This is a genomic window from Gelidibacter algens, from assembly GCF_001678675.1.
GTDB lineage: Bacteria > Bacteroidota > Bacteroidia > Flavobacteriales > Flavobacteriaceae > Gelidibacter > Gelidibacter algens.
Genome location: NZ_LZRN01000009.1, coordinates 132,144 through 145,026 on the forward strand (window position 1 = coordinate 132,144; position 12,883 = coordinate 145,026).

The following is a 12,883-nucleotide window of genomic DNA, read 5'->3' on the forward strand; positions in this document are numbered from 1 at the left end:
CCATTATGAGGTTAAGGTGACACCTGTGCCGTTGAGGTCGCTATATATAACCGTACCATTTTCTAACTTTACACCAGTGGCAATATCATTGGCCAATAGTAGGGATCCATCCATATCTACATAATCTAAAAGTGGTAATAGATGGGCAATTGCTGAGATCCCTACGGTAGATTCGGTCATACAACCTACCATAGTTTTCATTCCCAATTCTCGTGCTTTTACCAACATACGGCGTGCTGGGGTTAAGCCCCCACACTTGGTCAGTTTTACATTGACACCATGGAAATGTTGGTAACATTTGTCAACATCAGCTTCTACCTGGCAACTCTCGTCGGCAATTATTGGTAGTACAGAGTGTTCAAATACGTTCTTATGGCCTTCCCAATCATCTGCAGGGAGAGGTTGTTCTATAAATTCTACACCCAATTCTTTTAACACTTTGGCGTTTGCAATGGTTTCATCTGCCGACCAGCCACAGTTGGCATCCACTCTAAAAATGGCATCGGTATGTTTGCGCAGTTCTGTAACAATAGCAATATCTTGATGCGAACCCAATTTTATTTTATAGATAGGCCATGGCATCTCTTGCATTTTAAATACCATCTTTTCAATGGTATCCAAACCTATAGTATAATCTGTTAATGGATTGTTGGCAGTGTCATAATCCCAAAGTTCATATAACTTTTTGCCTTCTTTTCTTGCGTACAAATCATTATAAGCCAAATCTAAAGCACATAAAGCAAATTTATTATTTGGTAATTGCGAAAGCATCTTTTCCCAAAATTCGTCGGGAGGCATGCCTGATGATTTTGCTATGAGCGGTTCCAATTGCTCTAAATCGCTCATCATTTCAGGGACTCCAATTTTGTAATACGGATTTGCCGTGGCCTCACCATAGCCAGACACGCCGTCTTCTCTCAATTCAACAACCAATGACGCTTGTTCATCGCGGGATTCTCTCGAAATTGTAAAAGTGTGTCTTAGTTTTAGGGTATATGGTCTTAGTATAAGTTGCATAGTGTAGCGTTTAACAACACCCTTTGTTTATCTCAAAACTCAGGTATATTTATAGTGAACTAAATTAATAAATATTTAAATGGATTAGTTTGCTCTAAGCATATTTAAACTGCAATTCTCAATAATTTCAAATGTGCTGCTTTAAATTGTAAAGGATAAAATTTTATAGCTGTACGATCAAAATCCACGCTCCTTCTGCAACTTCTCATAAGCCTGTTGTACCTGCCTAAATTTATCCACGGCTCCTTTTTGATGCTCTTCACCTAAATGGATCACACGGTCTGGATGGTATTTTTTGGCCATTTTTCTATATGCGGTCTTGATTTCATCAACACTTGCTTCTTTTGTGATTTCAAGAATTTTATAGGCATTGTCACTGCTATCATAGAACATCGCCTTAATGCTTTCAAAATCACGCGAACTTATACCGAGATATCCTGCAATGGTATAAATTTGACTCACTTCATTCTCTGTCACCATACCGTCTGCTTTGGCAATTCCGAAGAGGAAATGCAACAATTGAAGGCGGGACGCATGATCCATCATGCGCTGTATTTGCACGCACACTTGACGCACCGGAATTTGCTGCTGATTGATGCCCTTAAATAATTTGAAGGCATGGTTGGCACGATCCTGACCGTACATGTTTACAAATTGCTGGCGCACAAAATCCAGTTCACGCTGGTCTTGATGCCCGTCAGCCTTGATCACCACTGAGGCCAAAATCAATAGGCTGACTTCGAAATCTCCAGGTTGGGTTTGCGGACGTGCCTGAGGTTGGCTATCATAAGTTGGACGCTTTTGTTTGGATTGCCAATCACCTAAAAGTGGTGTCCCATTTTTTGATAGCGAATCAGCAATACTTCCCAACACCAACCCAATAATAGCGCCAATTGGCCCACCAAAAGACCATCCTAAACCTGCACCAATCCATTTTGAAAAATTCATCTCTCTTTTTAATTTTAGAATTTCAAATATACTATAGTTTGAGCTTTTTAAGGTGAACTTTGTGACTGAAATTTGTATTGAAAACGCGAATGGTTACATTCAATATCCTAACCTATTAGTGCCCGGTGAAAAGGATATTTTCATATCTTTGCAACCCCGAGCTTCGGGATAAATTATTAATTTTAAATATCAAAATATATGTATCCAGCAGAATTAGTAAAACCAATGAGAGAAGACTTGACAAAAGTTGGATTTGAAGAATTACATAATGCTCAAGAAGTTGATGCAGCCCTGGCAAAAGAGGGAACAACTTTAATAGTTGTCAATTCAGTTTGTGGATGTGCCGCAGCAAATGCACGCCCAGGAGCGAGAATGAGTTTACAAAATGATAAACGTCCTGACCATATTGTCACCGTTTTTGCAGGCGTTGACAAAGAAGCTGTCGACAAAGCAAGACAACTTATGGTGCCATTTCCTCCAAGTTCACCTTGTATGGCTTTGTTTAAAGATGGCGAATTGGTACACATGTTAGAGCGTCATCATATAGAAGGAAGACCTGCAGAATTGATTGCAGAAAACCTTGTGGATGCTTATAACCACCACTGTTAGAAAGCTAGAAGCTTGAAGTATGGAGCTTGAAGCGTCACTTTTAATTTTACACTATTAAAACCCACGGTATTTATCGTGGGTTTTTTGATTTCATGTTGTTCCTTTAAAAAAATTAAAATCCTATTTTCAATCTGAAAAAGGTAACGTTATTTAAAAATTCAATCTCGTTAAAAATAACATTCGAAGTGCTGCAGAGGATTCTATTTATAATGTAAATCAACATAGGCATAACGATTATTAGTAGGTTTTTAGACCAAGTTTTTGTTAATTTTGCAGCATGCGAAAAATATTGGCTTATCCCCTAACTGTTTTGTATTTGATGTGTTTTATAATCACACTCGTCATATTCCATCCCATTCAATGGATTTGCTTTAATGTGTTTGGTTACCAAGCGCATAAGATTAGTGTAGACTGGCTGCAGTTTTTCTTAATGCGTTGTCTCAATGTATTGGGCACGCGTTTTACATTTACAAATCCTTATGAGATTAATTTGGACCAACCGCTCATTATCGTGGCCAATCATCAAAGCATGTATGACATTTCTCCAATTATGTGGTACATGCGCAAACACCATCCAAAATTTATTTCAAAAAAAGAGTTGGGCAAAGGCATCCCAAGTGTCTCTTATAACCTCCGCCATGGGGGCTCAGTATTGATAGATCGTAAAAATCCGAGACAAGCCTTACCCGCCATTATGAAATTTGGAGAGTACATTGAAAAAACCAAACGTGCAGCGGTTATTTTTCCTGAAGGCACCCGAAGTAAAACCGGTGCACCCAAACCTTTTCAAACTAAAGGATTGGAAATAATGATCAAAAAAGTGCCCTCAGGTACCATCGTTCCTATCAGTATCAATAACTCATGGAAAATGTTGCGCTATGGCAAATTTCCCATGGGAATAGGAAATCATTTGAAATTCACTGTACATCAACCTATCAAAATTGCTACCTTTGTAGATAAGGAAGAATTGATCAGGACTGTTGAACAGACGATTTCTTCAAATATTCATCCCTAAATTACAGCACTATGTCTTTAAAAAATGTAAGATTGGAAGTGATGCAACATCTGGAAAAAGACGTCGAATCACTTATTGAAAAATACTTAATCCCTGTTGAAAAAATTTGGCAGCCCAGTGATTTTTTACCAAATTCTGAAAGCGACAAATTTTATGATGAGGTTAAAGAAATCCGCGAATTATCTAAAGAACTGCCTTATGATTTTTGGGTAGTTTTAGTAGGTGATATGATCACGGAAGAAGCTTTGCCAACCTACGAATCATGGTTGATGGATGTGGAAGGTGTAGACCAAGTGGGACGAAATTCTTGGGGCAAATGGATACGTCATTGGACCGCTGAAGAAAACAGACATGGGGATTTGCTCAACAAATATTTGTACTTATCAGGGCGTGTCAACATGAAAGAAATTGAAAAAACCACCCAACACTTAATTGCTGATGGTTTTGATATTGGAACCGATAGAGATCCTTATAAAAACTTTATTTATACCAGTTTTCAAGAATTGGCAACTTACGTATCCCATAACCGTGTTGCAAAAATTGCCAAAGACAATGGCAATAAGCAACTCTTTAAAATGTGTAATATAATTGCCGGTGATGAGATGCGCCATCACCATGCGTATTCTGAATTTGTGGAACGTATATTTACAGTAGACCCTAGCCAAATGATGGTGGCTTTTCAAACCATGATGAAGCAAAAAATTACTATGCCTGCACACTTCTTAAGAGAGTCTGGTGATAAGATAGGAACTGCTTTTGAGGAATTTTCCAATACTGCACAGCGCATTGGGGTTTATACCTCAGCCGATTATGTAGACATCTTAGAGAAATTGATCAAACGTTGGGACATAGGCAACATTAAGGATCTCACTGATGATGCCGAAAAAGCAAGAGATTATCTCATGAAACTTCCAGACCGTATGAAACGTTTGGCAGACCGTATGAAGATTCCTGAAAATTCTTATCAGTTTAAGTGGGTTGAGCCGGCGAGTCTCAAATAGGATAGAACGCTGATGACGCTGATTGAGCAGATTTACACTGATTATCTTGTTCAAATTAGTAAACTTAACGTTATCTAACTCCAATTTTATTTATAGATAAAACGCTGACGACACAGATGAGACAGATTTTCACTGGTGCATCTGTGTCAATCATAAAACCAGCGTCATTAGCGTTAAATTTAAAAATCGAACTTTGGAAAACTATAAGCATTCAGAAACCACAGAACTTATTTTAAAATGCTTCTATAATGTTTATAATCAATTGGGTTATGGTTTTCTAGAAAAGGTTTAAGAAAATGCCATGTTTTTAGAATTGAAATCGATAGGCCTTTTTGTAGAAAAACAAAAGCAAATCAAAGTGTATTATAAACAACAACAAGTTGGAGACTATTTTGCTGACCTAATCGTTTCAGAATCCGTAATTATAGAAATAAAAGCCGCGGAGTCACTATGCGAAGAACACGAGTTTCAGCTTATAAACTATCTAAAAGCTAGAGAAATAGAGGTTGGGTTGTTGCTTAACTTCGGAAAGAAACCTCAGATCAAAAGAAAAATATTTTCCAATTCTTCAAATCAGAACAACTCATAATTTAGAATTCCGGTTCAACAAATGAGAATTAATTATCTGTGCAAATCATAAAAAATCAGTGTCATCAGCGTTCCATTCCAGATGAAGATAAAAGACCATCAAATTTCCGAAACTATTGCGTTCGTAAAAGACCAATTAAAAGCAGCTGAAGGTGGTCACGACTGGTTTCACACCCAAAGGGTGCTCAACAATGCCATGCTCATCGCAAAAGGCGAAACTGTGGATTTCTTTGTAGTTCAGCTTGGTGCGCTGCTCCATGATATAGCCGATAGCAAATTCCATAATGGTGACGAAACCATTGGTCCGAAAGTGGCCCGTGAGTTTTTGATGCATCTCAATGTGGATATAGCCATTATAGAACACGTCATCAAAATCATTGAAAACATCTCCTTTAAAGGCGGAAATGAGCCTCAAAAATTCAAATCCTTAGAATTGGATGTGATCCAAGATGCCGACCGATTAGACGCCCTGGGCGCCATCGGAATTGCAAGAACCTTCAATTATGGCGGCTTTAAAAACAGAGCGCTTTTTGATCCTGAAATCGAGCCAAATCTCAAAATGACCAAGGAAGAGTACAAAGCATCAAACGATCCTACCATCAATCATTTTTATGAGAAGTTGCTGCTTCTTAAAGATAAGATGAATACACATACCGGACGACAAATAGCTGAAAAACGCCATCAGTTTATGGAAGCGTTTCTCGATCAATTTTATGCAGAATGGGATGGTACAAAATAAAAAAGACCTCACAGGTTTTAATCCCGAGGCTTCGGGGCTGTGTGGTCTTAAAATCTCAAAAGACTGAACTAATTTTGAATCTTAATCTAGTATTGGAGTAACAGTGTAACCAGCATTCTTTAATAAGTTGACAACGCCTTGCGCTCCTCCCAAATGCCCAGCACCAAAACCATAGAATGTGGAATGTTCTTTAGAAAATTTGGCAATTTCAGGAATCCAATTGTGGTTTCTATCATCTAAAAATTTCTTCATCATTTCAATATCATTATCCATAAATTCATCCATATAGTCATACAAGCCCTTAACATCTTCTGCTATATAAAGTTGCGCCATTTTATCGTAAAGCACAGCGCTTTCTTCAGGATTTTTGATCATCTCCACAAGATCATCTATTTGTTTCTCATAAGATGTATGCTCAAAAATAGCCACTTGGGACGCGTAGGTTTCCAAACCTTCAATGTCTTTATTCGCTTCTTTTGCCATGGTCATCAAAGTCATTTCAAAACTTGCCATAGGCTCATCTGAAGAAGCCATCAAAATAACAGATAGTAGCATAAATGGCTTGACGGTATTATACATTTGCATGCCAGTACCTGTTTTTTTCTTCAAATAGCTATCAAGCAACTCATATTCACTTTCATCCATATACGCTTTTAACTCCGTTCCTTTTTCCAAATAAGAATAAGCCATAACATCTTTCATGAATTCAGGGCTCGCCATATCGAGCTCTAGAACGACTTGTTCAGAATTATCAAAAGCAGTTTTGACCTTATCTTTTAAGTTGAAATCCTTTTGTGGAATAAGGTGCATGGTCCCGAAAAGGTAGGAAGTTTTAATGCCGTTGCCTTCAATCTTCCAAAGGTTACTTGACTCTTGAGCGTTTGTGGCTGCGGTAAGGATGCTCAATAAAATAGTTGCGATAATTTTGATAAGTGTATTCATAATTTTATAATGTTTTTAAAGTTAAAAAAATAATTCTAATGTGAGATAAATAGCTGCTCCTGCAACAATACCAAGGAGGAGTTTAATGGTTCTGATTTTTTGATTTGTTTTACAGTTTGTTTTCATAACTGTTGGATTTTACCATTATTGAAACTGATTTTTTGATGGTGATTCTCAGATACAAAGTCTAATGTAATTTGATCAAATGTTTCAAATCCTTCTACTTGGTCCTTTAATAATTGGTCAATGCGCTCCACTTCTTCGTTAAAATTGGAATACGCACAGTTAATGAGTTGATATTCCACTTTTTCAGTAGTAAAGCCATCATCATTGTTATATTGAACACCTTTAGCATACATTGTTTTTTTAATTTTTTCGCAGTTGCAGTGCGTCTCTAAAATACTTTGGATTTGCTCTGTGCTGTCGTGGTCTTTTTTAAAGTTGATGACTGTTCTGCCAACAACAAAACCAAATATTCCAAAGAGGATAAATGTGATGATGAGTTTTTTTGATTTCATAATAATAGGGTTTAAATGATTGGTATTTCTGAAATCAAATTTCCATCAATTAAAACCCTAAAACAAGACAAGCAACCCGATTTTTAGAAAAATAGGGCAAGAATATCAAACTATAAAAATTTAATTATCAATAACTTAAGAATAAAAAGAGGTTGCGACAGCAAACAAAAATGAGCCACCCCCAATTTTATAAATTTAGGGCAAAACTGGACGCTTTTACTTTAAATTATTGAGTTGTTTGATGTAGAAAGAAGGATTTAAACCAGTATTTTGTTTGAAGTATTTAGTAAAAGAATCAGCACTTTTATAACCCAGTTCCTCAGCTATAGATTGAATGGAAAAAGATCTGAAACGCTTATCATTTTCTAATCTTACAATGGCATAATTGATACGAAGGTCGTTAATATAGGTGTTGAAATTCTTTTGGCAATGTGAATTGACCACTTTTGACAAATAAGAGGTATTTGTTTTTATTTTTTTTGAAACGTTATAAGCGTTGCAGTCTTGTTTTAAAAAATACTCTTGAGCCTCCAATTTTTTCAACCCTTCAAGAATGTGCTGCGTTACGTCTTCGCCCACCTCTGAAGTTGTATTTTCTTCCAAAATGTCGTCTTTAGTATCTACTATTTGAGCACTTTCTTTAGTTTTAACAGTATTCAATCTTTGATGGAGTTCTTGGAATTTTTGTTCGTTCCTTTTCTTATTCCTATAAAATTTCAGAAGTATGACCAGCAATCCCAAAATCACTAAGGTTGCTCCTAAACCCAAATACAATAAGTAATTTTGTTGATCGTCTTTCTCAGATTTTAATTGTTGTAGTTCGTCTTGAAATTCCTCAACCTTCTTCTTATCAAAGCTTGTATCTATAATTTGATGTAAGTCTTTTTTAAAATTGTGCTTTTGAATGTATTGCTCAAAATAATAATTTGCTTTTTCATAATTGCCTTTTTCTTTATAGGCTTCCGCTAGCAACTTATAATTATCGTCATTATTTGGATAGTTAAGACTGTCACGCTCCGTTACAGAAATGGAATTCTCCAAAATGGCAATCACCTCATCATAATTTTTTACCTGATAATGAACCGACGCCAAAGAAAATCGGGTTTCCATAAGTGTAATATTGTTGCCCATGGCAACACCCAAGGAATCAGCTCTATTCAAATTTTCAAAAGCCTTTTTATATTGGCTCTTTTCAGCATAGGCAGAGCCTAAATATTCATAAATGCCTTGTTCTGAAAATTGATCCTTCTGAATTTTTGCAGCCTTTAAAGCTCTTTCTCCATAAAATAGAACCGAATCTGGTTGGCGTAATTTTGTAAACACCATGGCTTGGAGCATATCATTTTTAGACAAAATGAAATTGTTGACATTCTCTGATCCTTCATTTTCAAGAATTAGTTTTCTATTCTCTTTAATAATTTGAAGTGCCTCCCCATATTCTCCAATTTGATCTTTAAAATACGCTAAATTATGTTTCAAGGAAATAGTGCTCAAGGTCAAATTATTGAACTCAGAAATACGTATCGCTTTAAAATAGGCGGGCAACACTTTATCATAGTTTCCTATATCAGAATACGTGTTTCCTAAAGCGTTGTACACACTTACTTTTAATTCTGGATTGTCAAACTTCTCTAAAAGTTTTTCTGCAGACAATTGATTTTTCAAAGCAAGACCTAAATTTCCCAATACACGATTGGAAGCACCCATTAAATTGAAAGCTAAACATTGGGTTTCAAAATCATTGGCCTTTACAGCTCTTTGTAAAAGATGTTTTGAATAGGCAATTGACGCTTTAGGATCAGACCTCATTTGTTGACCTATTAATTGCTCAACTTCGTCATTTGACAAAGCAACCAAGGTGTCCTTTTCCTGTGCATTTAAAGTGAATGCAAATAAAAATATAATGAATGAAAGAAGCTGTTTGCTCATTGAAAGTTGACCATCAAAATATGGTGTCAAATATAACAATTAAAACAACTTTAGCTGGCCATCCTTATATTGTTCATGAAGTGACGTATTGAGTGTTGGCATCTGTTTATCTCTAAAATATTTGAGCTTTGCCAATTTGACCATGTCGTTTATTTGTTTGGCTATTTCACCTTCACCCCGCATGCGCGTGCCATAACGAGAATCATTTAAACTCCCACCATGGCAGCTTTCAATTTGATGCAACACCTTATCTGCACGTTCGGGCATTGTTTTTTTGATCCAATCAGTGAAGATTTCCGCAATAGCGCCGTTTAATCTTACAATGGTATGACCAATGCTCAAGGCACCCAATTCTGAAACATTTTTAGCTAAAGACAATATTTCATGACTGTTGATAGATGGAATAATGGGTGCCATCATCACATTAACGGGAATACCATTTTCTGACAAAATTTTTACAGTTTCCAATCGTTTTTTGATGGTTGCTGTTCTGGGTTCTAACACACGTCTTGTCTCTTCTGAAAGTGACGTAATGCTGATGTTTACACTTATTAAATTGTCTTTGGAAAGTTCTTTGAGCAAATCAAGATCTCTTAAAATCAAGGCATTTTTTGTAATGATACTTACGGGGTGTTTATATTTTAAAAAGATTTCCAAACATTGCCGTGTGAGCTTAAATTCTTGTTCGGCGGGTTGGTAACAATCTGTATTTCCAGACATCACAATGGGGTGTGCTTCCCAGCTTTTCCTTTTGATAAATTTTTCTAAAAGCTTTGGTGCATCTTTTTTGACCAGAATGCGTCTCTCAAAATCCAGCCCTGCACTGTATCCCCAAAATTCGTGTGTATTTCTCGCATAACAATAAATGCAACCATGCTCACAACCTTGATACATATTCATGGAATAGCCCATACCTACATCAGGACTTTCAACTTTATTGACAATTGTTTTTGGAAACACTTCTAAGTAAAGGGTTTTATTTTTGTCAGCGTCTTCTCCTTCCTTAGCACAATATTCAAGGAAATCATCGCGCATTTCATGACTCAATTGGAAGAATCTATTGGGCACGTTGATTTGTGCTCCACGACCTTTTATGGTAGGATTTGGGTCCATTTTTATGATTTTTTGTTGACTCTCGTCGTTAAAGTGAGGCCTTAAAGATACTACCACATCTCTACTTTTGATGGCTACAAAATGTAGAGAGTGGATAAAATCACTCGTTATGAGTTAGTTAAACATTCTTGTACCGATAAAAAATAACATCCTTTTAACATTAGCTGACCCTGACAACCTCCCAAAAATTGAATACTTTTAGAGCTCACAAATAATTTTAAAAAATGAAGAAATTACTTCTCTCTCTTACCATTTTTATGTTGACATTTTCATCTGCTATAAAGGCTGATGAAGGCATGTGGTTTTTGATGCACATTGAGCGTCTCAACCATAGAGACATGCAAAAAATGGGACTGCAATTAACTGCAGAAGAAATTTACAGCATTAACAATCAAAGTTTAAAAGATGCCATTGTACAGTTTAATGGCGGGTGTACGGCCAGTATTGTTTCGGGTAGCGGTTTGGTTTTGACCAATCATCACTGTGGATACGATGCTATTGCAGAATTATCTTCTGCAGACAGAAACCATCTTAAAGATGGCTATTGGGCAAAATCTTTAGATGCAGAATTGAAGCCAGAAAGCCTATACGTTAGATTTTTCGTAAGAATGGATGATGTTTCAAAACGTATGTTAGCTCAAGTTAATGATAACATGAGCGAGAAAGAACGTGAAGCTGCTCTCAACAAAGAAATTGCTAAAATTGAGCAAGAAAATAATGAAGGTGGAAAATACACCGTTTCTGTGCGTTCGTTCTACCAAGGCAATGAGTTCTATTACTTTGTTTATGAAGATTACAAAGATGTACGTTTAGTAGGTACACCTCCTGAAAGTGTTGGTAAATATGGTGGAGACACTGATAACTGGGAGTGGCCAAGACATACTGGTGATTTTTCCTTGTTTAGAGTTTATGCTGATAACGAAGGAAATCCAGCAGAGTATTCTACAGCTAACGTGCCATTAAAATCAAAATACCACCTTCCTGTAAGTCTTAATGGTGTTAAGGAAAATGACTTTGCCATGATTTTGGGCTATCCTGGGAGAACCAACCGTTGGATGCCTGCACAAGGTGTAGAACAAAATGTGAAGTTTGCTTATCCTGCTTGGGTTGAAGGTTCAAAATTGAGCATGGACGTGATGAAAAAATATATGGATAATGATGATGCCATCAATTTAATGTACGCGTCTTCTTATGCCAGTATTGCCAATTATTGGAAAAACCGTGCCGGTATGATTGACGCTTTGACGGCCCATAAAACGGTTGCGACAAAAACTAAAGTTGAGGATGCTTTTGACAAATGGGCTAACAAAAAGAAAAACAAAGCTGAATACGGCAACGTTATTTCTGATATCAACGCCTATTATAAACTGACCAATGAGAAAGCACAACACGACAATTACCTAACCGGGATTTTACGTGCTAGCAAATTTGCGGTGTTACCATCAAGAATGGGTGGCGCTTTAAAGCAATATGCCGAGTCAAATGAAGCTGCGCGTGAGAATATGCTGCCTAGATTACAATCTTTTATTGACGCGTCTTATAAAAATTACTACTTGCCTTTAGAAAAAGAAGTGCTTGCAAAGCAACTCAATTTATATGCGTCCAAGGCCAATTACGCTCTACCTGAAATGGTAAGAGTAGTTGCTGATAAAAATAACAATGATTTTACAGCCTATATCGATACTGTTTTTGATGAGAGCATCTTTACTTCAAAAGAAAGTGTGGAGGCCTTCTTAAAAAATCCGGATGCTGCAAAATTGGAAAATGACGAATTGTACAAATTATCAGGACAATTATTGACAAAATACAGAGAGCAACCTGAAAATTTGGTGCAACCTGAAAATGATTATCAAGCTGCTTTTAGAAAGTTGGTTGCTGGGTTACGTGAATCTGGGTTGAGCAACATCCAATATCCCGATGCTAACTCTACATTGCGTTTGAGCTACGGAAAAGTGAGAGCTTTACCTGCTGATGACAGAAATGACGCCGCAGTTAACAACTATACTACTTTAAAAGGGATGGTTGCCAAATACAAACCAAATGATGATGAATTTGATTTGCCACAAGACATGTTGGACATCTACGAGAAAAAAGATTACGGACGTTACGCCAACGAAAAGGGGGAACTTCCAGTAAACTTTTTATCAGACAACGATATTACTGGCGGTAACTCAGGATCTCCAGTAATCAACGGAAACGGTGAATTGATTGGGTTGGCTTTTGACGGAAACATTGAAGCTATGGCTGGTGATGTTATTTTTGATAGCAATTTGCAGCGCACCATCAACGTTGATATCAGATACGTACTTTGGTTGATAGACAAATATTCTAATGCCAAACATATTGTTGACGAGTTGACGATTGTTGGTGGAAAGTCTTAAGTAGATTTTAGATGGCTTCGCTTTTAGACATTAGAAGTGAGATTACAATTATAATAAAAATAGCGACTAATTTTACTAGTTCG

12 protein-coding genes are annotated in these 12,883 nt (G+C 36.7%); 6 read left to right on the forward strand and 6 right to left on the reverse strand.

Annotation, left to right across the window (positions count from 1 at the left end; translation table 11 throughout):
• Window positions 1-3: 3 nt before the first annotated feature.
• Window positions 4-1,017 carry a dipeptide epimerase gene (locus A9996_RS06540; RefSeq protein WP_066432435.1) on the reverse strand — a complete coding sequence of 338 codons (1,014 nt, stop codon included), beginning with the start codon at window positions 1,015-1,017 and terminating at the stop codon, window positions 4-6.
• Between the two features lie 177 nt (window positions 1,018-1,194).
• A complete protein-coding gene (locus tag A9996_RS06545; protein ID WP_066432437.1) occupies window positions 1,195-1,965 on the reverse strand; it encodes a TerB family tellurite resistance protein in 771 nt (256 codons plus the stop codon).
• A gap of 198 nt (window positions 1,966-2,163) precedes the next feature.
• On the opposite strand from A9996_RS06545, the gene A9996_RS06550 reads away from it, so the two are divergent.
• From A9996_RS06550 to A9996_RS06570, 5 genes are all read left to right on the forward strand, one after another.
• Entirely contained in the window at window positions 2,164-2,574 is a 411-nt protein-coding gene (locus A9996_RS06550; protein WP_066432439.1) for a BrxA/BrxB family bacilliredoxin, read from the forward strand.
• Window positions 2,575-2,851: 277 nt separating this feature from the next.
• Entirely contained in the window at window positions 2,852-3,589 is a 738-nt protein-coding gene (locus tag A9996_RS06555; RefSeq protein WP_066432444.1) for a lysophospholipid acyltransferase family protein, read from the forward strand.
• Between the two features lie 11 nt (window positions 3,590-3,600).
• Entirely contained in the window at window positions 3,601-4,590 is a 990-nt protein-coding gene (locus A9996_RS06560; protein WP_066432446.1) for an acyl-ACP desaturase, read from the forward strand.
• A gap of 301 nt (window positions 4,591-4,891) precedes the next feature.
• Window positions 4,892-5,179: a GxxExxY protein gene (locus A9996_RS06565; RefSeq protein ID WP_083993869.1), complete on the forward strand. Its 288-nt coding sequence runs from the start codon at window positions 4,892-4,894 to the stop codon at window positions 5,177-5,179.
• A gap of 81 nt (window positions 5,180-5,260) precedes the next feature.
• Window positions 5,261-5,917, forward strand: a complete 657-nt coding sequence (locus A9996_RS06570) for an HD domain-containing protein (RefSeq protein ID WP_066432447.1) — start codon at window positions 5,261-5,263, stop codon at window positions 5,915-5,917.
• 81 nt (window positions 5,918-5,998) lie between these two features.
• Here A9996_RS06570 and A9996_RS06575 read toward each other — a convergent pair whose 3' ends face one another.
• The 4 genes from A9996_RS06575 to A9996_RS06590 form a co-directional block, all read right to left on the reverse strand.
• On the reverse strand, window positions 5,999-6,859 hold the full coding sequence (locus A9996_RS06575; RefSeq protein WP_066432449.1) for a TraB/GumN family protein: 861 nt from the start codon (window positions 6,857-6,859) through the stop codon (window positions 5,999-6,001).
• Window positions 6,860-6,981: 122 nt separating this feature from the next.
• Window positions 6,982-7,377: a hypothetical protein gene (locus A9996_RS06580; protein ID WP_066432450.1), complete on the reverse strand. Its 396-nt coding sequence runs from the start codon at window positions 7,375-7,377 to the stop codon at window positions 6,982-6,984.
• Between the two features lie 216 nt (window positions 7,378-7,593).
• Window positions 7,594-9,306: a helix-turn-helix domain-containing protein gene (locus A9996_RS06585; protein WP_111625879.1), complete on the reverse strand. Its 1,713-nt coding sequence runs from the start codon at window positions 9,304-9,306 to the stop codon at window positions 7,594-7,596.
• Window positions 9,307-9,345: 39 nt separating this feature from the next.
• Window positions 9,346-10,419: a PA0069 family radical SAM protein gene (locus A9996_RS06590; RefSeq protein WP_066432453.1), complete on the reverse strand. Its 1,074-nt coding sequence runs from the start codon at window positions 10,417-10,419 to the stop codon at window positions 9,346-9,348.
• A gap of 224 nt (window positions 10,420-10,643) precedes the next feature.
• On the opposite strand from A9996_RS06590, the gene A9996_RS06595 reads away from it, so the two are divergent.
• Complete coding sequence (locus A9996_RS06595; RefSeq protein WP_066432455.1) at window positions 10,644-12,800, forward strand: S46 family peptidase; 2,157 nt, start codon at window positions 10,644-10,646, stop codon at window positions 12,798-12,800.
• Window positions 12,801-12,883: the final 83 nt, after the last annotated feature.